This is a genomic window from Streptomyces sp. NPDC058751, assembly GCF_042746485.1.
Taxonomy (GTDB): domain Bacteria; phylum Actinomycetota; class Actinomycetes; order Streptomycetales; family Streptomycetaceae; genus Streptomyces.
Genome location: NZ_JBHYPZ010000047.1, coordinates 20786 through 45706 on the forward strand (window position 1 = coordinate 20786; position 24921 = coordinate 45706).

Genomic DNA, 24921 nt, shown 5'->3' on the forward strand with positions numbered 1-24921 from the left:
GGACATCCCGGGGACCGTGGTCGCCGTCGCGGGCCGCGCCCTCCCTCGTTAGGGTCGATGCCGTGGCCATCCATCCGCCGTACCCGAACCGGACCGGCACCCCCGCGGGGCCCGCGCCGAGACATCCGCACTGGTGGCAGCGCAGTTGGGTGCGGTACGGAGCCCTGATCGCCCTGCTCTCGGTGTCGGGTCTGGTGATCCTCGCCCTGGTCCGCGAACAGACGGGGACCGAGGGCTTCCTGGTCGGCCTCGTACTGGCCGTGTTCCCCGTGCCGCTGCTCGTGGCCGCCTTCCGGTGGCTGGACCGGGTCGAGCCGGGCCCCTGGCGCAACCTGCTCTTCTCCTTCGCCTGGGGCGCCTGCGCGGCCGCGCTCATAGCGATCGTCGCCAACAGTTTCGCGACCCGCTGGATAGCGACGACGACCGCGGATCCGTCCGGCGCGGACACGCTCGGCGCGACCGTCATAGCGCCCGTCGTCGAGGAGTCGGCGAAGGCGGCGGCCGTCCTGCTCGTCTTCCTCTTCCGCAGACGGGACTTCACCGGCATCGTCGACGGTGTCGTCATCGCCGGGGTCACCGCCACCGGCTTCGCCTTCACCGAGAACATCCTCTACCTCGGCAACGCCTTCGGCACCGACCGGCTCAGCGGGGAGAGCGGGCTCGCCTCCGTCACCGCGGCGACCTTCTTCGTCCGTGTGGTGATGTCGCCCTTCGCGCATCCGCTGTTCACCGTGCTGACCGGCATCGGTTTCGGCGTCGCGGCGCTGTCCGCCGAACGCCGGCGTGTGCGCCGGGTGCTGCTCCCCCTCACCGGACTGCTGCTCGCGATGGGCATGCACGCGCTCTGGAACGGCTCGCCGCGCTTCGGCCGGTTCGGGTTCTTCGGGGTGTACGCGGCGTTCATGGTGCCCGCGTTCGGGCTGCTGACCTGGCTCGTCGTCTGGACCAGACAGCGCGAGCTGCGGACGGTCCGCGCCGAGCTGCCCGTGTACACGGCCGCCGGCTGGCTGGGCGCGGCCGAGCCGTGGGCCCTCGGCTCGATGCGGGCGCGGCGGCTCGCGCGGGAGTACGCCGGCCACCACCTCGGCAAGGGCGCGGCGCGCTCGGTGGCGGAGTACGAGGCGTACGCCACCTCGCTGGCGTTCCTGCGTCACCGGGGGCGCCGGGGCCGTGCGGGCACCGACTTCGTGGTGCGGGAGCGCGAGTTGCTGGAGGAGCTGTGGCGCCGCCGGGAGATCGCCCGTCCGGCCCTCGCCCACGCGGCCCGCGCCACGGCACCGCTGCCCACGCCGCCGCCCTGGCCGGCTCCCGGGTACGGGTACGTCGTCCCGCCGGCGCGACCGTACGGCCGGCCGGCGCAGGCCTCCGCGCCGGCCCCCCGTCCCGCGTACGACCCTTACCGCGCCTGAAAGCCGTCCCGTGGTTCCCGACGGGCGGCGACGGTGCCGCGCGCCGGCGGCCCGGGTGTCACGCCGACGCCCGCGACAGGAGTGTCAGTTCGTCGTCCGTCAGCACCAGGTCGGCGACCCCCAGCAGGGCCGGAAGTTGCTCCACCGTGCGGGCGGAGGCGATCGGCGCGGCGACGGTCGGCCGTGCGGCCAGCCAGGCGAGGGCGACCGTCGGGACGGCGACGCCGTGGGCGCCCGCGACCTCGTCGAGGGCGGCGAGGACCCGCGGCCCGCGTTCGGTGGCGAGGTGCCTGGCCGCGCCGCCCGCCCGGGGCGAGTCGACCGTCGTGCCGGGGCGGTACTTGCCGGTGAGGAAACCGGCGGCGAGCGCGTAGTAGGGGACGGCCGCCAGACCGGCCCGGGAGGCGACCTCCAGCAGGGAGCCCTCGTAGGTGTCGCGCGAGACCAGGTTGTAGTGCGGCTGGAGCGCGACGTACCGCGCGAGGCCCTCGCGGTCGGAGAACTCCAGGGACTCCCGCAGCCGCTCCGGGGAGATGTTGGAGGCGGCGATGTACCGCACCTTGCCGGCCTTCACCAGCTCGTCGAGGGCGCCGATGATCTCTTCGACCGGCACCTCCGGCTTGTCGAAGTGCGTGTAGTAGAGGTCGATGTGATCGGTGCCCAGACGGCGCAGCGAGGCGTCGGCCGCGGCCTTGATGTTGGCTCCGGACAGCCCCGGGTACGCGGGGTGCTGGCTGACCTTGGTGGCGACCACGATGTCCTCGCGGTTGCCGCGGCTCTTCAGCCATCTGCCGATGACGGTCTCGGACTCGCCGCCCTCGTTGCCCTCGACCCAGGCCGAGTAGGAGTCGGCCGTGTCGAGGAAGTTGCCGCCCGCGGCCGCGTAGGCGTCGAGCACGGCGAAGGACCGGGTCTCGTCGGCGGTCCAGCCGAAGACGTTGCCCCCGAGGGAGAGCGGGAAGACCTCGAGGTCGGACGGACCGAGCTTGCGAAGAGAAGTCATGTCCGGCGTCAACGCCCTTGCCGGACAGGCATATTCCGTCGGCTCCGGGGCCCGCGCGCGCCGTCGTCCGCGCCCGGACGACCAACAGCCCTGACGCCGGGGGGGGTTGACGTCAGGGCTGCCGGAGATCGGAGGTCAGGGGTTGATGCCCTTGCTCTGGAGCCACGCCGTCGGGTCGATGCCGGTGGCGGCGCCGCCCGGGTGCACCTCGAAGTGCAGGTGCGCCCCGGTGACGTTGCCGGTCGCGCCCACCCGCCCGATGACATCGCCCGTGGCGACCTTCTGGCCCACGGTGACGCTGATGGACGACTGGTGGGCGTACCAGAGCTCCGTACCGTCGTCGAGGGTGAGGACCGTGCGGTAGCCGTACGCTCCCGCCCAGCCCGCCTCGGTGACGGTGCCGCTGTGGACCGCCTTGAGGAGCGTGCCGGTGGGCGCCGCGAAGTCGAGCCCGGTGTGGTAGCCGGAGGACCACAGGGCGCCGGCCTCGCCGAAGGTCGAGGTCAGGGTGTACGAGGACGTCGGCAGCGCGTAGCTCTTGGCGAGCTCGGCGAGGCGCTCGGCCTCGGCCTTCTCCTTGGCCGCCTCCTCCGCCTTCTCCTTGACCGCGGCGGCCTTGGCCTCCGCCTCGTCCTGCTGCTTGGCTGCGAGCTGGACGGCCTTCTGCGCGGCGGCGGTCTGGGCGGCCTTCTGGGTGGCGGTGTCGGCCCGGTTCTGCTGGGACTGGGCCTGCTGCATGATGCGGTCGCGCAGCGCCTCACCGGCGTCGGTGGCGCCATGGGCCTCGTCGACGCTGGTCAGACCGGCGGTGGTGAGCGGAGTCGTGGAGCCCTGGGGAGTGCTGGATCCGCCGTCCGTCACCAGGGCCTTGGCGGACTCGGTGACCGACGACAGGTCGGGCATCGAGATGGAGACGGGCGCCTGGTCCGGAGAGGCGCTGGCGATGCCACCGCCTCCGACTGCGGCTATGACGCCGACGCCGAGAACCGTGGAGCTGCGGGCGAGTCCTCCGCCGCCGCTGCGCTGCTTGCCCGTGCGGTGCCGGCCGCGGACGGGAGCGACGGAATCCGCGGTGGGATTCCACTCCTCCCAGGGACCCTCGTCCTTGCCGTAGCCGAAGGTGTGCGTTTCGTTCGGCGCGAACGGGGTTGGCTGAGCGGGCCGGTTGGACGCCACGTGGGCGCACTCCTTTCCTTCCTTGCCGCCTACCGGGTTAGCTGACGGGTTCGGAGCAGGAAGGTCTCCTACGGGCGTACTGCCACCGTGTCTCCACGGCGGATTACGCTCGATTCACCCCACGAGATGGGTCCCCGGTTCCCTTGCGGGATTCGGCGCGTGCGCACGGAGCCGTCTCTTGTGACGGTTGTGACGACCGCGCTGCGTTATCGAACGTTAATAGACCCAGGCACCGAATTCCAAGCTGTTCCGGCTGATCATTAACGGCTCTTGGCCTGGACTTTGGGGTCATGGGTGACGAAAAACGGGCGAGTTGACCGGATGTCGCTTGCATCGATTTTCCTGACGGCCGGTCAGTTGTCATGCAAAGGCAAACGGTCGGTCACCGTTGGTGACCGGGCCAGGGGTGCGGCCGTGAAGAGGGGGCCGCGTTGAACTGCGACGGGGTGAAAACACCAAGGGCCGGAACTCGTGAATCCGAGTTCCGGCCCTTGGCCTTCAGTAGCGGGGACAGGATTTGAACCTGCGACCTCTGGGTTATGAGCCCAGCGAGCTACCGAGCTGCTCCACCCCGCGTCGTTGAGACCAGTGTACGCCATCCGCGGGACCCGAAGCACATCCGTTTAAACACGCCCCTCCGGCGACGCGGACGCCCGGTCCGCGAGGTGCCCGTTGGGGGCCTCCGCGCGGGCCGCGTACTCGGGGAGGACGACGACCTCGGCGCCCGCGGCCGCGAGGAGCCCGCTCCCGTCGGCGTCCGTGACGAAGGTGTCGGGCTCGCGCCAGGCGGTGACGATCCGCCGCACACCGGCGTCGAGGATGAGGCGGGCGCACGGGACGGGCCGTGAGGCGCGGTGGGCGCACGGCTCCAGGCTGCTGTAGACGGTGGCGGCGGCCAGCCGGGGATCGGCCGGGTCGATCTTGGCGAGGGCGGCCTCCTCGGCGTGCACGACGGGGTCGCCGCCCTCGCGGGAGTGGCCCCGGGCCAGCTCGGTCCCGTCGGCCGCGACCACCACGGCGCCCACGCTGAACGCGGTCCCCGAGGGCGGGCACAGCTCCGCCAGCTCGCAGGCGAGCTCCAGCCAGCGCCGGTCCGCGGCGGAGGCGAGCGGGCCGGTGCCGGGCGCGGTGGGGACGTACCGGATGAGCACGACGTCGCCGACGGGCCGGGTCTCCACCAGCCGCATCCGCCCCGGAGGGTAGTTCCCGGTCCCGAACAGCCGCGGCGCGTCCGGCTGGCCGACGAAGAGGGGGGCGACGGCGAGCTGCAGTTCGTCGGCGAGCTGCTCGCCGACGAGCTGGGTGTGGACCTTGCCGCCCCCTTCGACCATGAGGCGGCGCACGCCCCGTACGTCGTGGAGGTGTTCCAGCAGCACGCGCCAGTCGAGTGCGGGGCCGGTCGGGACGACGTCGACGCCGGCGAGGCCGTCCAGCGCGGCGGCGGCCCGCGGCGCGCCCCCGTCCGTCGTGTAGACGACCTTCTCGCCGCCCGTGTGCCAGAACTGCGCCTTCGGGTCCAGTTCGCCGGATCCGCTGACGGTGACCTTCAGCGGGTACTCGGGGCGGCCGTCGGCGACGCGGGCCGCGCGCCGTTCCGCGGAGTTGACCAGGAGCCGCGGGTTGTCCGTGCGCAGGGTGCCCGCGCCCACCAGGATCGCGTCGCTGGAGGCCCGCACCTCGTCGACCCGGTCGAAGTCGGCCGGGCCCGAGAGCAGCAGCCGCTCGGGGCCGGTGTCGTCCAGGAAGCCGTCGAGGGAGACGGCGGCGGACAGCAGGACGTAGGGACGGGGCATCGGAACGCATCCTCCGGTCGCACGCGCACAGGGCCGAGCGCAGTGGTTCAAGTTTTAAACAATACCTAGACTGGTCTCATGACGACCCGCTGGCTCTCCGCCGCCGAACAGCGCGCCTGGCGCTCGTACATCTCCGCTAGCTCCCTCCTGGCGGACGCCATCGACCGCCGGCTCCAGGCGGAGGCGGGGATGCCCCACCTTTACTACTCCATCCTGTCCCGGCTGTCCGAGGCTACGGACCGGCGGCTGCGGATGACCGACCTCGCCGAGGCCCTGAAGATCACCCGCAGCCGGCTGACGTACGCGGTGGCACGGCTGGAGAAGGACGGCACGGTACGCCGCGAGGGCTGCCCCACCGACAGGCGCGGACACATGGCCGTCCTCACCGACGAGGGCATGGCACTCCTGGAGCGGGTGGCGCCCGCGCACGTCGAGACGGTACGGACGGCGGTCTTCGACCATCTGACGCCCGAGCAGGTGGGGCAGCTGGAGGAGATCTGCGGAACCATCACCCGGGCCATCCAGAGCGGGGATCCCGGGGCTCCCGGGGAGGATCTGCCGTGGCGGCGCCGTTCCTGCTCCTCGTGAAGCGCTCGACGCGGGCCCGAACCCCCGTTGCTTGAAGTTTTAAGCAGATGTAGGGTCTCGTTCCGAGGCTGTGCTTCAAATCTGAAGCACAGCTCGTGCGAACCCGCCGGACGGAGAGACACCATGCGCGACCACCCCACCGCCACCGTGCGCACCCGCGTCCGCGTACCCCTGCGCTTCGGCGACGGCTACTCGGTCGACGCCGAGCTCGTGACCTTCCACGGCCTCGACGACGGCGAGGAGCACCTGGCCGTCGTCCTCGGCGAGATCGGCGCGAACCCGCTGGTGCGACTGCACTCCGAGTGCCTGACCGGCGACGTGTTCGGCTCGGCCCGCTGCGACTGCGGACCCCAGCTGCGCGAGGCGGTGGAACGGATAGCGGACCGCGGCGGCGTCCTGCTCTACCTGCGCCAGGAGGGCCGCGGCATCGGCCTCTACAACAAGCTCGACGCGTACGCCCTCCAGGACCAGGGCCTGGACACCTACGCCGCCAACGCGGCCCTCGGCCTGCCCGAGGACGGCCGCGACTACACGGCGGCCGCCCAGATGCTCCGGGCCCTCGGCATCGGCTCCCTGGACCTGCTCTCCAACAACCCGGACAAGGCCGACCAGCTCCGCGAACTCGGCGTCACGGTCTCCCGGCGCGTGCCGACGGGCGTCTTCACCACCGACCACAACGTCCGCTACCTGCGCGCCAAGGTCCTCCAGACCCAGCACACCCTGCCGCTGCCCGAACTCACGGAGCGCGCGGGGCTCTCCGCGGGCTGACACCCCGGCGGAACGAAGCGAGCCCCCGGTTCGGAGCGATCCGAACCGGGGGCTCTTCCGTAGACCCTGTGGGACTCGAACCCACAACCAATGGATTAAAAGTCCACTGCTCTGCCAATTGAGCTAAGGGTCCCCGCACCGGAAAACACCGGCACGGCACACCGGAGCGCGCCGATGCATCCCCGAGCATAGCGGGACGCGGCCGGGACTCCGATCGGGTATCGGTGACCCGGCCGCGCCGAAGGCCCGCAAGGTCAGGGATCGACCGGTTCGGGTGCACCCTTGCGGGCGGCTTCCCGGGCGATCGTGCGCTGGTGCTCCGGGTTGAGGAACCAGTGCCGGGCCGAGGCCAGCCACCAGGCCGCGGCGAACCCGAGGACGACCAGGACCGCGACCGGGGCGTAGTTGAACGTCTCCCAGGTGACCGGGGAGACCTGGGGCAGCATGAACAGGACCGTGATGACGGCCACCCAGCCGACCGCGATCACCCCCACGGGCCGGGACCAGCGGCCCAGGTGCCAGGGCCCGCGCTCGAAGGCGTCGCCCTTGCGCACCCTCAGCAGGGTCGGGATGACGTACGCGACGTAGAGGCCGATCACCGCGATCGACGTCACGGCCGCGTAGGCCGCGTAGTTGATCAGGTACGGCAGTCCGAGCGCGAGGGCGCCCAGCGCGGCCAGCCAGACCGCCGCGACGGGGGTCCGCGTGCGCGGGTGGACCGTGTGCCACACCGAGGAGAACGGCAGCGCGCCGTCGCGCGAGAAGGCGTAGATCATGCGGCTGTTGGCGGTCACGGACGCCATGCCGCAGAACAGCTGGGCGCCGATCACGACGAGCAGCAGGAGCTTGCCGGCCGTCGCGCCGAGCGCGTCCAGCAGGATCTGCGCCGGGGGTGCGCCCGTCGCCGAGCCCAGCGCCCCGTCGTAGGACTGGATGGCGAAGGTGAAGCCGAGGAGCAGGACGAACCCGGCGATCCACGAGGTCCAGATGGAACGCACGATGCCCTTCGGCCCGGCCGTGGAGGCGTCGTGGGTCTCCTCCGTCATGTGGGCCGAGGCGTCGTACCCGGTGAACGTGTACTGGGCCATGAGGAGTCCGACGAGCACGACGTAGACCCCGCTGCCCCAGCCGGTGTTGTTGACGAACTCCGTGAACACGAAGTCCGCCGACTGGTGGTGGTCCGGGGCGAAGGTCAGCGCGCCGACGATGACGGCGACGCCGACGACGTGCCACCACACGCTGATGCTGTTGAGCAGGGCGACGATCCGCACCCCGAAGGTGTTGAGGAGGCCGTGCAGGAGCAGGATCGCGGCGAACAGGAGGATCGTGCGGCCCGGCGTCACCCCGAAGTCGAACTGGAGGTTCAGGTAGGCGCCGAGGAACAGCGCGGCGCCGAAGTCGATGCCGGCGGTCACCGCGACCTGGCCGAGGACGTTGAACCAGCCCGTGAACCACGCCCAGGCCGCCCTGCTGCGCTCGGGAGCGAGCCGGTGCGCCCAGAAGTACAGCCCGGCGGACGTCGGATAGGCCGAACAGATCTCGGCCATCGCGAGCCCGACGAACAGCGTCATCAGTCCGACCGCGACCCAGCCCCAGGTGATGACGGCGGGACCGCCGGTGTTCATACCGAACTGATACAGCGTCAGGCAGCCCGACAGGACCGAGATGATCGTGAAGGAGACCGCGTAGTTGGAGAACGCCGACATGCGGCGGGCGAGAACCTGCGTGTAGCCGAGCTGGGCGAGCCGCTCTTCGTCCGACAGCCCAGTCACTCTGGCGTCATCTGTCATGCACCCAGCGATTCCCTCGCCGAGGGCATGACATGCGCCGGAAAGGGCGTCACATTGGCCGGAAAAGACCCATGCGGCCCCTCGGCAGGTCAGCGGGGATCCGGGCGCCACGAAGGCCCCGGCAACACGAAGGGCCCGTACGACCGAAGTCGTACGGGCCCTCGACGGTTCACGTCAGGCCGTGTCAGCCGTTGCGCTTCCAGCGCGGCTTCTCGTCGCGACGGAACGAGCCGGCGCCCGTGGCACGGTGGTCGTCGCGGCGGGCGGCCGGACGGTCGTGGCCGGAGCGGAAGCCGCCGCCCGCGGGACGGTCGCCCTGGCGGTCACGGTTGAAGGGACGGTCGCTGCCCCGGTGGCCGCCACGCTCGTCACGACGCTCGAAGGAACGGCCGCCACGGTCGTCACGGTTGAAGCCGCCGCGGTTGTCGTCACGGCGCTCGAACGAACGGCCACCACGGTCGTCACGGTTGAAACCGCCACCACGGCTGTCGTCACGGCGGAAGCCACCGCCGCGGTTGTCGTCACGACGCTCGAACGAACGGCCGCCACGGTCGTCACGGTTGAAACCGCCACCACGGCTGTCATCGCGACGGAAGCCACCGCCGCGGTTGTCGTCACGACGCTCGAACGAACGGCCACCACGGTCATCGCGGTTGAAGCCACCACGGCTGTCGTCACGACGGAAGCCACCGCGGTCGTTGTCACGACGCTCGAACGAACGGCCACCACGGTCATCGCGGTTGAAGCCACCACGGTCGCCGTCACGGCGGAAACCACCGCGGTCGTTGTCACGACGCTCGTAGTTGCCCCGCTCGTCGCGACGCTGACGCGGCTCGTACGCGGGACGCTCGTCCGCCTCGACGACGACGGCCTCGGCGGCCGGGGTCTCGGCGACGGCCTGCTCGGCGGCTTCGGCTGCGGCCGCGACGGCCACCTCCGGGTCCTCGCCCCGCTCACGCGCGGCACGGGCGACCAGGCGGTCGGCCTCACCGCGCAGCTCGGCTGCACGGCGCTGCGCGCGCTCCAGCTCCTTGGTGAGCTGCGTGACCTCGCGCTCGGCCTGCTGGGCGGCGTCGCCCGCGGACTGGGCCTGGACCTCGGTCATCGACCGGGCGCCGGTGATCTCGGCGACCTCGGGCTCGAAGGCCGTGCCCGAGTTGATGATGTGACGCGCGGCGTCGACGCCCGCGTCCTCCATCAGCCGGAAGATCTGGCGGCGCTGGTGCGGGAGCGACAGCGACACGACGGTGCCGGAGCGGCCCGCGCGGGCGGTGCGGCCGGAGCGGTGCAGGTAGTCCTTGTGGTCGCCGGCCGGGTCCACGTTCAGGACCAGGTCGATGCCGTCGACGTGGATGCCGCGGGCGGCGACGTCGGTGGCGACGAGCGCGTTGACGTAGCCGTCCTTGAAGTCGGCCAGCGTGCGGGTGCGCGCGCCCTGGGTCATGCCGCCGTGCAGCGCGTCGGCCTTCACACCGGCGTCGCGGAGCTGCTCGGCGATGCGGTCGGCGCCCAGCTGGGTGCGCACGAAGATGATCGTGCGGCCCTTGCGGGAGGCGATCGCGGCGGTGACCGGCGCCTTGTCCTTGGGCTTCACGATGAGGATGTGGTGCGACATGGTCGTGACGTTGCCCTGGGCGCTGTCGACCTCGTGCGTGACGGGGTTGCTCAGGTAGCGCTTGACCAGCGTGGAGATCTCGTTCTCCATCGTGGCGGAGAACAGCATGCGCTGGCCGCCGGCCGGGACCTGGTCGAGCAGCTCGGTGACCTCGGGCAGGAAGCCCAGGTCCGACATCTGGTCGGCCTCGTCGAGGACGGCGATCTCGGTGTTCTCCAGCGAGCAGGCGCCGCGGTTGATGATGTCGCGCAGACGGCCCGGGGTGGCGACGAGGATGTCGACGCCGCGCTCCAGGGCGTAGATCTGGTTGCCCATCGACGTACCGCCGCAGACGACCTTCATCTTCAGGCCGAGGACGTCGCCGTAGGGCTGCAGCGCGTCGGCGACCTGCATGGCCAGCTCACGGGTCGGCGTGAGGATGACGGCGCGCGGCTTCTTCTTCTCGGTGTGGCCACCGGCGAGCTGCGCCAGGGTCGGCAGACCGAAGGAGAGGGTCTTGCCGGAGCCGGTGCGGCCACGGCCGAGGATGTCCTTGCCGGCCAGGGCGTCCGGGATGGTCGCGGCCTGGATCGGGAAGGGGGTGGTCACGCCGTTCTGCGCGAGCTTGCGGACGACGCCCTCGGGGAGACCGAGGTCCGCGAAGGTGACCTCGGGGGCGGACTCGACCGTCTCGACAGCCTCGATCGTGGCCTCGACCGCGTCGACGTTCTCGTCGTTCTCGGGCACGACGACGTGGTCAGTACTGGAAACAGACATGCGAAATGCGAACCTTCCGGAGTTTCTTCGGCACGCGCCCAAACTCCGTGAATGTCGCAAACGACCGCCTCTATGCGGTCCGGCCACGGCAGGGGAGAGTACGCGCCACGCGGCGCTCTCTGCGGCGGCGCCGGGCAAATGGGATCAAACGATCTACTACCATACGCACCCTTCCCCCATGAAGGCAAACCAAGCCTCATACGACCAGGTGAGGGTGCATTCCAAGCCACCTGCTCGCGTCCTCCACGCTACCCCGCCCGCGCCGACCGCGCTGTTGAACCGGCCACATCCGCCCTCCCGATCCCCGTGAACCCCGCCACACCGGCGCCCGGCGCCGGGGCGAGGACCGGCGCCGGACAAGGGCCGGCGGGCGGGGCAGGACCGGGGCCGTGCCGTGTTCTCCGGGGTTCTCCGGGTGCGCTACGCGGGCAGGCCCGCCTCGGGGGCCGGTTCGCGCTGGATCAGCTGCGTCACCGGCTGCTCGTGGGCCGACGACGACGGCTCGGGCGTCCCGGGGTCGGGCGGCGACGACGGCGCGGCCGGCGACGGCTCGGGCGACGGCTCCTCCGACGTGCCCGCGGGAGTCGGTTCACCGCCCGGCGCCGGGGTCTCCTCGGCGGGGCCGCCGGCCTTGCCCGTCGCCTTCGCGGACGGCTCCGCGCCCGGGGACGCCGACGCCGACGCCCCGCCGGACGCGGACTTCCCCGGCTCGGCGGAGGCCTTGCCCTTCCTGCCGCCCCTGCCGCTCTTCCCGCTGTACGACCTGACCTCGCCGCCCCCCACGGCGGCGGGCCCGTCTCCGGGCGCCCCCTCGGCCCGTCTGCCCGCCGAGTGCGAGGGCCCCGGCCGCCCCGCGTCGTCGCCGACGCTCATGCAGCCGGCGGTGGCGGCCACGGCCAGGACCGCGGCGGCCAGACGGACGGGTACGTACAAGGCGCGCACGGGCGACCACCTCCGAACGGGGTGTCCCCCGCTCGGAAGGAGCCGGGAGCGTGGGGAGAAGCGGGAGTTCCCCCTCTCCAACTCCCGCCGCCCGCGCGAGGACACGCGCCCCGCGGGCCGGGTCGGGCCCGCGGGGCGCGTCCGCGGGGCCCGCCCCTCCGCGCGCGGCGCACGCGGAGGGGCGGGACGGCGCGGGTCAGCCGATCGCCAGCGGCGCCTGCGGGGCCAGCGCGGCCGCGATGCGCTGGGCGACCACCTCGGCCATGTTGCCGTCGGGGGTGTCCTTGGTCTTGGTGGCGCTGACCGCGATGGCGAGACGGTCGGACGGGAGGTACGCCTGGATCGCCGCGTAGCCCGAGAACGACGGGTTCTGCAGGACCCATCCGTTGACCACGATGACACCGAGCCCGAAGTGCCTGGCCTCGGTCTGCTCCAGGCAGACGGTGGCGGGGCAGGTGGCGGTCGGGTGGCCGAGACCGACCGTGCCCGGGTCGAGCAGGGTGCGGTAGGAGCGGCGCGAGACGAGCTCGCCGCTGCCGATGCCCTGCGCCGAACGGGCCAGGTCACAGATGTGCGTGGTGATCACGGCACCGGGCGCGGTGGTCCACGACGGGTTCCAGAAGGTGGACTCCTCGTACAGGCCGCGCTCGGACGTGAAGGCGTGCAGGACCGGGCGCGGGATGTCGGGGGTGAAGTTGTTCCGGGTGTCGTCGAGCCCCAGCGGACCCGTCACCCGCTCCCGCAGGAGCCGGTCGATCCGGGTCCCGGTGATCTTCTCCAGCGCCTGGATCAGCAGCAGGTAATTGGCGTGCGAATAGCTCCAGTTGGTACCCGGCTCGTACCAGAACGGGTGGCTGTAGGGGTACGCGAGCAGCTGCTGCGGGGTCCACTGGCGGAAGGGGTGGGCCTCCAGCTCGGCCAGGAAGGCCGGGTCGGTGACGTAGTCGTGCAGCCCGGTGGTGTTGCTGGCCAGCATCCGCAGGGTGATCCGGTTCGCCTTGGGCACGGTCGGCAGCCAGCGCTCCACGGTGTCGTCCAGGCTCACCTCGCCCTCCTGGACGAGCTGCAGCAGGGCCGTGCCGACGTAGGAGAAGGCCACGGAGCCGGCGCGGAAGTGCATGTCCGGCCGGGCCGGGACGCCGGTCATGGACTCACCGAGCGCGTCGGTCAGGACCTCGCGCCCGCGGCGGGTGACCTTCAGCTCCACCGACTTCAGACGCAGGTCGGCCTTGGCCTTGCGGGCGATGGCGAGGACCTCGCGGGCCTCGCCGCCGAGGGCCCCTCCGGTCCTCACGCAGTCGCTCCCGCCGTCACGGCCGGGCACCCGGGCGGACGCCGGCGCGGCGGCCTGGAACATGAGGGCGAGGAGCGCGGCGCACAGGAAAGCCCTGCGGACCCGGGCGCGCACGCCCGGACCGACCGGAAAAGCCGGGGAGAAGATGCGTGTCATGCCCGCACTATCACCGGACGGGTCATCTCAATTCGTCATAACACTCCGAAAATGCTAAGAGACACCCCATGTGGGGCAGACGCCCGGTTCCCCTGCGGATCCGGCCCCTCCGGGTCTCCGTCGTACGCCGCCACCGGCACGTCATCCCCGACAATGGCCGGGTGCTGGAGATGACGCGCGAAACCTTCGAAGAGCTCGTGAGCCAGGCGCTGGACCGGATCCCGCCCGAACTGACCCGGGTCATGGACAACGTCGCCGTGTTCGTCGAGGACGAGCCCCCCGCGGACGATCCCGACCTGCTGGGCCTCTACGAGGGCACCCCGCTCACCGACCGCGGCGAGTGGTACGCCGGGGTGCTCCCCGACCGCATCTCGATCTACATGGGCCCCACCCTGCGCACCTGCGAGACCGCGGACGAGGTGGTCCACGAGGTCGCCGTGACCGTGATCCACGAGATCGCCCACCACTTCGGCATCGACGACGAGAGGCTGCACGAACTCGGCTGGGGCTGACCGCGCCACCGGCGGAACCCGGCCGCGCCGACCGCCCCGCGCGAGGGTGACGGAACCCCGCATACCCTCCCCACGCCTTGGGCAGACGGGACAAATGGCCCGCGTCCCCGTCGCAGCGCCCGCCGCCGTCCGCCGCACGGCCGACCGCGCCGGGCGGGCGCTGCGCGCGCTCGGCCGCCGCCCCGGCCACCCACGCCGACCCCGCCGCCACAAGGGCGCGGTGCCCGGACTCGCCGCCCGGCAGAACCCGTACACCCGCACCCTCGGGCTGCTGTGCGTGGTGCTGCTCGGCGCGTGGCTGGGACTGCTGGTCGTGGGCGACGTCCGTGTCCCGGTCGGCCCCATGAACACCACCATGACCCTGCGCCCCTCCCTCACCGGCGGCACGAAGATCAACGTCTCTCCTCTCGGCGCGCTGGAGCTGAGCAGCCACGAGGCCCCGCTGCGCCTGGACGTGGACGTGGACCGCCTCGACCCCGAACGCGCCCAGGCCCTCGTCGAGCACCCGGAACGCCTCGCCGGACTCCAGGACGAGATCGTGCAGGACGTCGAGCACGGCACCCTCGACCTGGCGGTCCGCTCCTGCACGGCCGTCGTCTCCGGCGCCGCCGCCCTCGGCCTCGTGGTCTACCGCCGCCCGCGCCGCGCCCTCGCCGCGGGCGGCCTCGCCCTCGGCCTCCTGGCAGCCTCCGGCACGACCGCCCTGGCCACCTGGAACCCCGAGTCGGTCCTGGAACCGAAGTACTCCGGCCTCCTCGCCTCCGCGCCGTCCCTGGTCGGCGACGCCCGCGGCATCGTCAGCGAGTTCGACGTCTACCAGAAGGAGCTGGCACGCCTGGTGACGAACGTGACGAAGCTGTACGACGTCGCGTCCACCCTCCCCGTCTACGAGCCCGACCCCACCACGGTCCGGGTGCTGCACGTCTCCGACATCCATCTGAACCCGGCGAGCTGGAAGATCATCGCCTCGCTCGTGGAGCAGTACGCGGTCGACGTGATCGTCGACTCCGGCGACACGATGGACCACGGCTCGGCGGCCGAGAACGGCTTCCTCGACCCGGTCCCGGACCTGGGCGCCCCGTACGTCTGGGTCCGCGGCAACCACGACTCGCGCGAGACGCAGCGCTACCTGGAACGCCTGGAGAACGTCCACGTCCTCGACGACGGGCGGGCGGTCACGGTCGCGGGCCTGCGCTTCGCCGGCATCGGCGATCCTCGGTTCACCCCGGACCGCTCGACCGCGCCGGGCGGCGACGCGGCGGAGGAGCTCGCGGGCGCCCGCCTGGCCTCCGCCCTGCGCGACCAGCGCGCCGCGGGCACCCCGGTCGACATCGCCGTCGCCCACGAACCGCTCGCCGCCCGCCGGACGGACGGCGAGGTGCCCCTGGTGCTCGCCGGCCATCTGCACCACGAGGAGATGGAGGTCATGAAGCACGGCACCCGGCTGCGGATCGAGGGCTCGACGGGCGGCAGCGGACTGCGGGCCGTGGAGCGCGGGTACCCCGCCCCGATCGAGGCCTCGGTCCTCTACGTGGACCGTGACACCCGCCGGCTCCAGGCCTGGGACGAGATCCGGCTGGGCGGTCTCGGCCTCACGACGGCCGAGGTCAGCCGCCATCTGGCCCAGGAGAACCAGCCGGGCGCGACCCCCTCGCCAGCCCCGTCCCCGAGGGGCTCGGGGACCCCTTCCGGGACCTCCCCGTAAACCGTTTTGGCGATACCCGCCGCCATCCCATATGCTCATGACGTCCCCGACGCGCTGGAAAGCGCGCAGGCGGGCCGATAGCCCTCATCGTCTAGCGGCCTAGGACGCCGCCCTTTCAAGGCGGTAGCACGGGTTCGAATCCCGTTGGGGGCACGCAACACCGTGTGCGACACTTGCCTGGCACGTTTCGCACACAACAGCTTGGTCCTGTGGAGCAGTTTGGAGTGCTCGCCACCCTGTCAAGGTGGAGGCCGCGGGTTCAAATCCCGTCAGGACCGCTGAGGTTTCTCCGGAAACCTCGTGGCTGGGTAGCTCAGTTGGTACGAGCGATCGCCTGAAAAGCGATAGGTCGCCGGTTCGACCCCGGCCCCAGCCACAAGAACGAAACCCCCTCCGGGTCACCGGAGGGGGTTTCATCGTTCACGGGGCCCGAGAGGAACCGCGCACCTCTCGCGCACACGGGGGACGGGTGTGACCGGTAAGCGACGGTCCGTTTGGCAGCGCACCCGGTCGGCGCTAGCTTCTCTGGCTGATCCGTCGGGCATTTCGGGGGGACGACATGGGCCGGGACGAGACCGGGGCGCCACGGGACACCGAGCTGGAGAAGGACCGGGCCCGGTACGGGCTGGTCGCGGTCGTGATGAGCAATCTCGCCATCGCCGGCGTCGCGGTCTTCGGGGTCTGGCGGCTCGACGGCGACAAGGCCGTGATCGTCGGCGTGCTCACCGCCGCGTTCACCGCGGTGAGCAGCATGACCACCGCCTACCTGGGCATCAAGGCCGTCTCCAACACCGCCCGGTCCATCGCCCTGGGATCGCCGCCCCGGCGGGAGCCCGCGCACACCACCGCCAAGAACCCCGCGCCCGCCGGCGACGCGCCCGCGCCGCCCCCGCAGCGCGCCCCCTGACCCGCCCGCGCGGCCACGGCAAAAGGGTTCGCCACGGATTTCCCCGGGATGAGATCCTGGACCGCGTATGTCTACGCACCCCGCCCCCGCCCTAGGCGATCTCGCCGCCCGTCTGGCCGAGCTGCCCCTGCGCGACGCGCACCGGCTCGGACGCAGGCTCGAAGGCGCGCGCAAGATCCGCAAGCCCGAGGCCCGCTCCGCCGTGTTCGCCGAGATCGAGGCGGAGATGGCCAAGGGCGAGGCCCGCACGGCCGAGCGCCGCTCCCGCGTGCCCGCGATCACGTACCCCGAGCAGCTTCCGGTCAGCCAGAAGAAGGACGAGATCGCGGAGGCCATCCGCGATCACCAGGTCGTGATCGTCGCCGGTGAGACCGGCTCCGGCAAGACCACCCAGATCCCCAAGATCTGCATGGAGCTGGGCCGTGGCGTGCGCGGCATGATCGGGCACACGCAGCCCCGCCGTATCGCCGCCCGCACGGTGGCGGAGCGGGTCGCGGAGGAGCTGGACACACCGCTCGGCGAGGCGGTCGGCTGGAAGGTCCGCTTCACCGACCAGGTGAACCCGGACGCCACCTTCGTCAAGCTCATGACGGACGGCATCCTGCTCGCCGAGATCCAGACGGACCGCGAGCTGCGCGCGTACGACACGATCATCATCGACGAGGCCCACGAGCGGTCGCTGAACATCGACTTCCTGCTCGGCTACCTCGCCCAGCTGCTGCCCAGGCGCCCCGACCTCAAGGTCGTGATCACCTCCGCGACCATCGACCCGGAGCGCTTCTCCCGGCACTTCGGCGAGGCCCCGATCGTCGAGGTCAGCGGGCGGACGTATCCCGTCGAGGTGCGCTACCGCCCGCTCCTCGAGGAGGACTCCGAGGACGCGGACCGCGACCAGATCACCGCGATCTGCGACGCCGTCGAGGAACTCCAGGCCGAGGGCAAGGGCGACGTCCTCGTCTTCCTCTCCGGCGAGCGCGAGATCCGCGACACCGCCGACGCGCTGAACAAGAAGAACTACCGCTTCACCGAGGTGCTGCCGCTGTACGCGCGGCTGTCACACGCCGAGCAGCACCGCGTCTTCCAGCCGCACACCGGACGCAGGATCGTTCTGGCGACCAACGTCGCCGAGACCTCCCTGACCGTCCCCGGCATCAAGTACGTGATCGACCCGGGCACCGCGCGCATCTCGCGCTACAGCCACCGCACGAAGGTGCAGCGGCTGCCCATCGAGCCCGTCTCACAGGCCAGCGCCAACCAGCGCAAGGGCCGCTGCGGCCGTACGTCCGACGGCATCTGCATCCGGCTGTACTCCGAGGACGACTTCCTCGCCCGGCCGGAGTTCACCGACGCCGAGATCCTCCGGACGAACCTCGCCTCCGTCATCCTCCAGATGACCGCGGCCGGCCTCGGCGACATCGAGAAGTTCCCCTTCATCGACCCGCCGGACCACCGCAACATCCGCGACGGCGTCCAGCTCCTCCAGGAGCTGAACGCGCTGGACCCGACGGAGAAGGACGTACGCAAGCGGCTCACGCAGACCGGCCGCAAGCTCGCCCAGCTGCCCGTCGACCCCCGGCTCGCCCGGATGGTCCTGGAGGCCGACAAGAACGGCTGCGCGCGCGAGGTCATGGTGATCGCGGCCGCGCTCTCCATCCAGGACCCGCGCGAGCGGCCGTCCGAGAAGCAGGCGCAGGCCGACCAGCAGCACGCCCGCTTCAAGGACGAGACCTCCGACTTCCTGGCCTTCCTCAACCTCTGGCGCTACATCCGCGAGCAGCAGAAGGAGCGGGGCTCGTCCGCGTTCCGCCGGATGTGCAAGCAGGAGTACCTGAACTTCCTGCGCATCCGCGAGTGGCAGGACATCTACAGCCAGCTGAGGACCGTCGCCAAGCAGATGGGCATCCATCTGAACGAGGAGGACGCGCCCGAGCAGAGCGTCCACGTGTCCCTGCTCGCCGGTCTGCTCTCGCACATCGGCATGAAGGACGTGAAGGAGAGCGGCTCGGAGAGCGGCAGGAGCACGGGCAAGCCGGAGAGCGGCAGGAGCACCGGGAAGAACGAGTACCTGGGCGCCCGCAACGCCAAGTTCGCGATCTTCCCGGGCTCGGCGCTGTTCAAGAAGCCCCCGCGGTTCGTGATGTCCGCCGAACTCGTCGAGACCTCGCGGCTCTGGGCGCGCGTCAACGCCCGCATCGAGCCGGAGTGGGTGGAACCGCTGGCCGGCCATCTGCTCAAGCGGACGTACAGCGAACCGCACTGGGAGAAGGACCAGGCCGCGGTGATGGCGTACGAGAAGGTCACGCTGTACGGCGTGCCCCTCGTCGCGCAGCGGAAGGTGAACTACGGGCGGATCGACCCCGAGGTCAGCCGCGAGCTGTTCATCCGCAACGCGCTCGTCGAGGGCGACTGGCGGACCCACCACAAGTTCTTCGCCGACAACCGCAAGCTGCTCACCGAGGTCGAGGAGCTGGAGCACCGGGCCCGCCGCCGGGACATCCTGGTCGACGACGAGACGCTGTACGACTTCTACGACCAGCGGGTGCCCGAACACGTCGTGTCCGGGGCGCACTTCGACTCCTGGTGGAAGCGCAAGCGGCACGAGGAGCCCGAACTCCTCGACTTCGAGCGCTCGATGCTCATCAACGACCGGGCCGGGGCGGTCTCCAAGGACGACTACCCCGACTCCTGGCTCCAGGGGCGGCTGAAGTTCCGGGTGACCTACCAGTTCGAGCCGGGCGCGGATGCGGACGGCGTGACCGTCCACATCCCGCTCCAGGTGCTGAACCAGGTCACGGACGACGGCTTCGACTGGCAGATCCCGGGGCTGCGGGAGGAGGTGGTGACGGAGCTGATCCGTTCGCTGCCGAAGCCGATCCGGCGGAACTACGTTCCCGCCCCGAACTTCGCCCAGAAGTTCCTGGAGCGGGCCGTACCGCTCCAGGAGCCGCTGACGCTGACCATGGCGCGCGAGCTCAAGCGCATGGTCGGGGTGCCGCTGACGGCCGACGACTTCGACTGGTCACGGCTCCCCGACCACCTCAAGGTCACGTTCCGGATCGTCGACGAGCGGCGCCGCAAGCTCGCCGAGGACAAGGACCTGGAGTCCCTCAAGCTCCGGCTGAAGCCGAAGGCGCGCCAGGCGATCTCGCAGGCCGCCGCGGCGACGGCGGAGCGCGAGGGCGGCGAGTCCCTGGAACGCTCGGGGCTGACGGACTGGACGATCGGCCCGCTCAAGCGGGTCTTCGAGACGCGCCGGGCCGGCCAGCCGGTGAAGGCGTACCCGGCGCTGGTCGACGACGGCCCCGCGGCGAACACCGTCTCCGTGCGGCTCTTCGACACGGAGGCCGAGCAGGCCGAGGCCATGTGGAAGGGCACCCGCCGGCTGATCCTGCGGAACATCCCGGTGAACCCGGGCAAGTTCGCCTCGGACAAGCTGACCAACGCCCAGAAGCTGGCGCTGTCCGCGAACCCGCACGGCTCGGTGCAGGCGCTCTTCGACGACTGCGCGATGGCCGCGGCGGACAAGCTGATCGCGGACTTCGGCGGCCCCGCGTGGGACGAGGAGTCCTACCGGAAGCTGTACGACAAGGTGCGCGCCGAGATCGTCGACACGACCGTGCGCACGGTCGGGCAGGTGCAGCAGGTGCTCGCCGCCTGGCAGGCCTGTGAGCGCCGTCTGAAGGGCGTCAGGAGCCCGGTCCTGCTCGCGAACCTGGCGGACGTGCGCAAGCAGCTGGACGGCCTCGTGAAGCCCGGTTTCGTCACGGCGACGGGACTGCGGCGGCTGCCGGACCTGATGCGCTATCTGGTCGCCGCGGACCGCCGTCTCCAGCAGATGCCGACCGGTGCCCAGCGGGACACCAGCCGCATGGAGAAGGTCCACGAGATGCAGGACGAGTACGCCTGGCTCCTGGAGCAGCTTCCGCAGGGCCGTCCGGTGCCCCCGTCGGTCCTGGACATCCGCTGGATGATCGAGGAGCTGCGGGTCAGCTATTTCGCCCACGCGCTCGGCACGGCGTACCCGGTCTCCGACAAGCGGATCGTGAAGGCGATCGACGCCGCGGTCCCGTAACGGCGTCCGTACGGGTGGTGAGTTCGACCCGGGGGTCTGACCTCATGTACAGTCTGTTTCGCAGCACGGCGCAAGAACAAGTCGCTGCGAAACCTGGTCCTGTGGAGCAGTTTGGAGTGCTCGCCACCCTGTCAAGGTGGAGGCCGCGGGTTCAAATCCCGTCAGGACCGCACGAAGGAAAGGCCCGGAGCTTCGGCTCCGGGCCTTTTCGCATGCCCGCACCCGGTGTCCGCCCGTACGCCGGCCGGCCGTGCCCGTACGCCTGCATGCCGTGTCCCTGCGCCGGTACGGGCCTCGTCCGCGCCGTGCCCGCGCGCCGCCCGTCCGTGTGCGCGCACCGGCCCGCACGCGGCCTCCAGGACCCCCCGACCACCTCCGCGGCGCGTCCCCGTCCCCGTCCCTTGACGGCGTCACATTCCACCGGTACCCCGGAATCCAGGGCCCTCGCCCTGCCGGCCCTCTGGAGGTGCGTATGGCGGTGTCCGCCCGGCACGAGACCCGGGCTCTGCTCCGAGCCCACCTGGCGGCCGCCTCCGGGTACCGCCATCTGACGCGGCACTGTCCGATCTGCCATCAGCTCGCCCGGCTGGCCATGGAGGCCGTCCCGAACGACGAGCGGGACCCCGAGGGCCCTCCCGAGGACGAGGACCCCCCGACGGCGTGACCCTGGACCGCCTCCGCGACCGCCGCCCCCCGCGCGACCAGGGGTGACGCGACCCCTCACGAGCCCAACTCCCCTAGCGCACAGGGCTCTCGGGGGACAAGGAGTGCGACATGTGACGGGAGTCACCGCATATGTTTTCAGAAGTGTGGAACTTACCCCCCTCCTACAACCAGTCAATTTAATATGTGCAATTGCACCCCTCGTCGAGGGCGTCCACAGCCGATCCGACACCCGCCCCCAGAGTCCGACAAGGCCGCTCACAGGACGGCCGCCGGGGCGCGCGGAACGCACAAAAAAAATCGCGCTGGACCCGGCGGAGTCCAGCGCGATCTACGACGCACCCTGTTCATATGGCAAAAACGCTTGGGCGTGAGCTCTGTTGGGGCAGAACCCGCGTCGCTTGGAGCTGAGGTGTGGACGCGTCCACGGGTTGGGGGATCCGTCGACTTGTCCGGTTATGCGGTGACTCAGGCCTCACTGCGCTGCTGCGGGATACCCGCGAGCAGTGCGCGGACCTCAGCCTCGCGGTAACGGCGGTGCCCTCCGAGCGTGCGGATGGACGTGAGCTTGCCGGCCTTCGCCCACCGCGTGACCGTCTTGGGGTCTACGCGGAACATCGTGGCGACCTCAGCCGGGGTCAGCAGCGGCTCGGCATCAGGGGTGCGAGCGGTCATGAGCGGCCTCCTCGGGAGAACCGAACCTTCTCGGTTCTTTCCTCTAAATTCTGCACCTTGACCCGCGTTGCCCGATATGGCGGACGCGAGTCGAGTCGGTTATAGGACGAACGGCTTGTCCTCGGCACTACAACTACACCATCCGTCCAGCCGCGTCGGCCAAACCGATGGAATTGCCCTCCCAGGTGTTCATCAGCGACGGAAGCCGATGGACCATGCCATAGCGGACAGTCACGCCACTGTGACGATCAGTCACAGGGCGATCAGGAGTCACCAGACGTCCCAAAAGCGTGCAATGCCGAGATCCCCTCCCATAAGTGGGTGGAGAGAGCCCTCCCCCGGGCTCCTTGTCCTATTTTGACACGAGGATGGGGAAGCGACGCAAGGGCCGGGTAAGTGCCCTCCGTCACGCTTGGCACTCGTTGACGCATACGCCCGTATCGGGGATTACGTCCCTGACGTGAGGGTTCTTCAGCGTGCGAGGACCATACGCGAGTTCGACACCAAACCTGTGAGAAGCAGATCACACCGGCACGGGTGGATCGCAACCCCCCTCCCACCCCGTCCGGACCCCCGCGCGCACGGGCGGGCGCGGACCGCTCCGGCGCCGCCCGCGAGGACCCGCCCGCGGCCGCCCTTCAGTTGGACGAACGCCGCTCCCTGACCGACCGCCAACGCTCCACCAGCCGTCCGTACGCCTCGCCCGCCGCCGCCCCGTCCCCGGTGCGCAGCGCCTCGATGCCCTCGGCCACGTCCGCGGCGGAGTGGTCGTCCTCCAGATCACCGGCCGGCAGCGTGTGCACGAGACCGCCGTAGTCCAGCTCGACCAGCGAGCGCGGGTGGAACTCCTCCAGCCAGCGCCCCACGTCCACCAGGCCCTCGATGAGCGGCCCTTCGTCCAGCGCGTCCCTCAGCGTCCGCAGGGCCCGCGCCGTGCGCCGCCGCGCCTGCACCATCGGCGTCCGGTAACGCAGCAGCGGCGGCGCTCCGCCCGGGCCCGGGCCCGTCCCCTTCTCGTACTCCCGCTCCTCGTCGGCGACGAGGACGAACCAGTTCAGCGGCACCTGCCAGGTCGAGGTGCGGATCCACGGGCGGGCATCGGGGTTGCGCGCCAGCCAGCGCTCGTAGTCCAGGGCGGCCTGACGGCGCACCAGCGGAGGCAGCACCGCGTCGAGGACGGACGCGGGAAGCTCCTCGCCCAGCCCGTCCAGTGCCTGCCAGCCGCGCAGCCGGGTGCGCCAGGGACAGACGCACACCACGCCGTCGACCTCGGCGACGAACGCGTCACCGCTCTCGTGCACCGGCACGGGGACCGGCGGGGTGGGCAGCAGGTCGGCCAGCGAGCGGCGCAGTTCGTCCTGGTACGAGGGGCGCTCGGCGCGCCGGGCGTAGCGCGTCCAGTGGGCGCGCTCGGGCTCGGGGAACGCGGCCAGTGGCTCGTACACCCGCAGGTACGACGTGTACGGGACGATCACCGCGGACACCTTGGGCACCCCTGCTCCCTCCCCCGTCGACCACCGGGAAAACCAGTGAGAACCGCTCGTGGAACAGGCCTGGACCGCTCACGGAACCGGCGGACACCGTCCTGAACCCGAAGAGAAACCTATGCAAATCGAACCACGGCCGTACCCCGCCCGCGGGTGATCCTGACCACTGCACCGGGGGCGGGTCGACGCAGGCTCTAATCTCATTCCCACGGAGCCCGCCATCCGCACGGGCCCCGCACCCGACCGCCGCTTCTTACCCAGGAGTCACCACAGTGACCGACGTAACCGGCGCACCTGCTGATGTACTGCACACCCTGTTCCAGTCGGACCAGGGTGGTCATGAGCAAGTCGTGCTCTGCCAGGACCGCGCCAGCGGCCTCAAGGCCGTCATCGCCCTCCACTCCACCGCCCTGGGCCCCGCCCTCGGCGGCACGCGCTTCTACCCCTACGCGAGCGAGCAGGAGGCCGTCGCCGACGCCCTCAACCTCGCGCGCGGGATGTCGTACAAGAACGCCCTGGCCGGGCTCGACCACGGCGGCGGCAAGGCCGTCATCATCGGCGACCCCGAGCAGATCAAGTCCGAGGAGCTGCTCCTCGCCTACGGCCGTTTCGTCGCCTCGCTCGGCGGCCGGTACGTCACCGCGTGCGACGTCGGCACCTACGTCGCCGACATGGACGTCGTGGCGCGCGAGTGCCGGTGGACGACCGGACGCTCCCCGGAGAACGGCGGCGCGGGCGACTCGTCGGTCCTGACCGCCTTCGGCGTCTTCCAGGGCATGCGGGCCTCCGCGCAGCACCTGTGGGGCGACCCGACGCTGCGCGGCCGCAAGGTCGGCGTCTCCGGCGTCGGCAAGGTGGGCCACCACCTGGTCGACCACCTGCGCGAGGACGGCGCCGAGGTCGTGATCACGGACGTGCGGGCGGAGTCCGTGCGGCGGATCCTGGACCGGCACCCGTCGGGCGTCACGGCCGTCGCGGACACCGGGACGCTCATCCGCACCGAGGGCCTCGACATCTACGCGCCCTGCGCCCTGGGCGGCGCGCTCAACGACGAGACGGTGCCGGTGCTCACGGCCCGGATCGTGTGCGGCGCGGCCAACAACCAGCTCGCGCACCCGGGCGTGGAGAAGGACCTCGCGGACCGCGGGATCCTGTACGCCCCCGACTACGTCGTGAACGCGGGCGGTGTCATCCAGGTCGCCGACGAGCTCCACGGCTTCGACTTCGACCGGTGCAAGGCGAAGGCCACGAAGATCTTCGACACCACGCTGGCCATATTCGCACGTGCGAAGCAGGACGGGATCCCGCCGGCCGCGGCGGCCGACCGGATCGCCGAGCAGCGGATGGCGGAGGCGCGGCGCGGCTGACGCCTTCCGGGGCGATCGGCGCTTGTCAGGGACCCGCCGACGGACGACTGGGAGAGAACTCTCACGTCTGTCGGCGGGTCGTAGGCCCAGAAGGGGTTAAAATCGCGGTTGACCAGCGAGGACGGGGCACCCCGCTGGTGCTGGGCGAAGGCGCGTGCTGCGGGCGACGTACCGTATGGGCGCGGGCTCAGGTACCGTGGAAGCCCTACGGACCGGTCTCTCCACGGAGAGTCCGTTCCAGAT

General features: G+C 71.1%; 18 protein-coding genes, 6 tRNA genes and 1 riboswitch. Of the genes, 13 read left to right on the plus strand and 11 right to left on the minus strand.

From position 1 onward, the window contains the following. The first annotated feature begins 62 nt into the window (after nt 1-62). On the plus strand, nt 63-1409 hold the full coding sequence (locus tag ACFW6B_RS33450) for a PrsW family intramembrane metalloprotease (RefSeq protein WP_386602118.1): 1347 nt from the start codon (nt 63-65) through the stop codon (nt 1407-1409). 58 nt (nt 1410-1467) lie between these two features. Here ACFW6B_RS33450 and ACFW6B_RS33455 read toward each other — a convergent pair whose 3' ends face one another. The 4 genes from ACFW6B_RS33455 to ACFW6B_RS33470 form a co-directional block, all read right to left on the minus strand. Beyond that, on the minus strand, nt 1468-2412 hold the full coding sequence (locus tag ACFW6B_RS33455; protein WP_386602121.1) for an aldo/keto reductase: 945 nt from the start codon (nt 2410-2412) through the stop codon (nt 1468-1470). A 135-nt stretch (nt 2413-2547) separates the two neighbouring features. Then, nucleotides 2548-3588 (minus strand): M23 family metallopeptidase, encoded by a 1041-nt coding sequence (locus ACFW6B_RS33460; protein ID WP_386602123.1) that lies wholly within the window; start codon nt 3586-3588, stop codon nt 2548-2550. A gap of 11 nt (nt 3589-3599) precedes the next feature. After that, nucleotides 3600-3756, minus strand: a riboswitch (cyclic di-AMP (ydaO/yuaA leader). Between the two features lie 334 nt (nt 3757-4090). Continuing rightward, nucleotides 4091-4164, minus strand: a tRNA-Met gene (locus ACFW6B_RS33465). Between the two features lie 47 nt (nt 4165-4211). Then, complete coding sequence (locus ACFW6B_RS33470; protein ID WP_386602125.1) at nt 4212-5381, minus strand: dihydrofolate reductase family protein; 1170 nt, start codon at nt 5379-5381, stop codon at nt 4212-4214. A 78-nt stretch (nt 5382-5459) separates the two neighbouring features. Between ACFW6B_RS33470 and ACFW6B_RS33475 the strand changes: the two genes are divergently transcribed. Further along, on the plus strand, nt 5460-5969 hold the full coding sequence (locus ACFW6B_RS33475; protein ID WP_386602127.1) for a MarR family winged helix-turn-helix transcriptional regulator: 510 nt from the start codon (nt 5460-5462) through the stop codon (nt 5967-5969). Between the two features lie 123 nt (nt 5970-6092). Next, nucleotides 6093-6737, plus strand: a complete 645-nt coding sequence (ribA, locus tag ACFW6B_RS33480; RefSeq protein WP_386602129.1) for a GTP cyclohydrolase II — start codon at nt 6093-6095, stop codon at nt 6735-6737. 60 nt (nt 6738-6797) lie between these two features. Here the strand turns inward: ribA and ACFW6B_RS33485 are convergent. The 5 genes from ACFW6B_RS33485 to ACFW6B_RS33505 all read right to left on the minus strand — a co-directional run bounded on the left by ACFW6B_RS33485 (nt 6798) and on the right by ACFW6B_RS33505 (nt 13290). Next, nucleotides 6798-6870 (minus strand) — tRNA-Lys (locus ACFW6B_RS33485). Nucleotides 6871-6991: 121 nt separating this feature from the next. Next, complete coding sequence (locus ACFW6B_RS33490; protein WP_386602131.1) at nt 6992-8527, minus strand: amino acid permease; 1536 nt, start codon at nt 8525-8527, stop codon at nt 6992-6994. 184 nt (nt 8528-8711) lie between these two features. Next, nucleotides 8712-10898 (minus strand): DEAD/DEAH box helicase, encoded by a 2187-nt coding sequence (locus tag ACFW6B_RS33495; RefSeq protein ID WP_386602134.1) that lies wholly within the window; start codon nt 10896-10898, stop codon nt 8712-8714. A 420-nt stretch (nt 10899-11318) separates the two neighbouring features. Beyond that, the gene (locus ACFW6B_RS33500) at nt 11319-11840 is read right to left on the minus strand and encodes a hypothetical protein (RefSeq protein WP_386602136.1); all 522 of its coding nucleotides are present in this window, start codon (nt 11838-11840) and stop codon (nt 11319-11321) included. A gap of 196 nt (nt 11841-12036) precedes the next feature. Then, entirely contained in the window at nt 12037-13290 is a 1254-nt protein-coding gene (locus tag ACFW6B_RS33505) for a serine hydrolase domain-containing protein (RefSeq protein WP_386602138.1), read from the minus strand. Between the two features lie 161 nt (nt 13291-13451). Between ACFW6B_RS33505 and ACFW6B_RS33510 the strand changes: the two genes are divergently transcribed. The 9 genes from ACFW6B_RS33510 (at nt 13452) to ACFW6B_RS33550 (ending at nt 21150) form a co-directional block, all read left to right on the plus strand. Beyond that, entirely contained in the window at nt 13452-13802 is a 351-nt protein-coding gene (locus ACFW6B_RS33510; RefSeq protein WP_386602140.1) for a metallopeptidase family protein, read from the plus strand. 94 nt (nt 13803-13896) lie between these two features. After that, entirely contained in the window at nt 13897-15507 is a 1611-nt protein-coding gene (locus tag ACFW6B_RS33515) for a metallophosphoesterase (protein ID WP_386602142.1), read from the plus strand. 80 nt (nt 15508-15587) lie between these two features. Beyond that, a tRNA-Glu gene (locus tag ACFW6B_RS33520) sits at nt 15588-15660 on the plus strand. A gap of 50 nt (nt 15661-15710) precedes the next feature. Further along, a tRNA-Asp gene (locus ACFW6B_RS33525) sits at nt 15711-15785 on the plus strand. A 24-nt stretch (nt 15786-15809) separates the two neighbouring features. Beyond that, nucleotides 15810-15883, plus strand: a tRNA-Phe gene (locus ACFW6B_RS33530). Between the two features lie 183 nt (nt 15884-16066). Beyond that, the gene (locus ACFW6B_RS33535; protein WP_386602145.1) at nt 16067-16414 is read left to right on the plus strand and encodes a hypothetical protein; all 348 of its coding nucleotides are present in this window, start codon (nt 16067-16069) and stop codon (nt 16412-16414) included. A 67-nt stretch (nt 16415-16481) separates the two neighbouring features. After that, complete coding sequence (gene hrpA / locus ACFW6B_RS33540) at nt 16482-20486, plus strand: ATP-dependent RNA helicase HrpA (protein WP_386602147.1); 4005 nt, start codon at nt 16482-16484, stop codon at nt 20484-20486. A 95-nt stretch (nt 20487-20581) separates the two neighbouring features. Further along, nucleotides 20582-20656, plus strand: a tRNA-Asp gene (locus ACFW6B_RS33545). A 302-nt stretch (nt 20657-20958) separates the two neighbouring features. After that, nucleotides 20959-21150, plus strand: coding sequence for a DUF6274 family protein (locus ACFW6B_RS33550; protein ID WP_386602149.1), 192 nt, complete (start codon nt 20959-20961; stop codon nt 21148-21150). A gap of 467 nt (nt 21151-21617) precedes the next feature. Here ACFW6B_RS33550 and bldC read toward each other — a convergent pair whose 3' ends face one another. Further along, the gene (gene bldC / locus ACFW6B_RS33555; RefSeq protein ID WP_003949541.1) at nt 21618-21824 is read right to left on the minus strand and encodes a developmental transcriptional regulator BldC; all 207 of its coding nucleotides are present in this window, start codon (nt 21822-21824) and stop codon (nt 21618-21620) included. A 638-nt stretch (nt 21825-22462) separates the two neighbouring features. Next, entirely contained in the window at nt 22463-23317 is an 855-nt protein-coding gene (locus ACFW6B_RS33560) for a hypothetical protein (protein ID WP_386602151.1), read from the minus strand. Between the two features lie 266 nt (nt 23318-23583). Here ACFW6B_RS33560 and ACFW6B_RS33565 point away from each other — a divergent pair, with 266 nt between their 5' ends. After that, the gene (locus tag ACFW6B_RS33565; protein ID WP_386602153.1) at nt 23584-24678 is read left to right on the plus strand and encodes a Leu/Phe/Val dehydrogenase; all 1095 of its coding nucleotides are present in this window, start codon (nt 23584-23586) and stop codon (nt 24676-24678) included. Nucleotides 24679-24921: the final 243 nt, after the last annotated feature.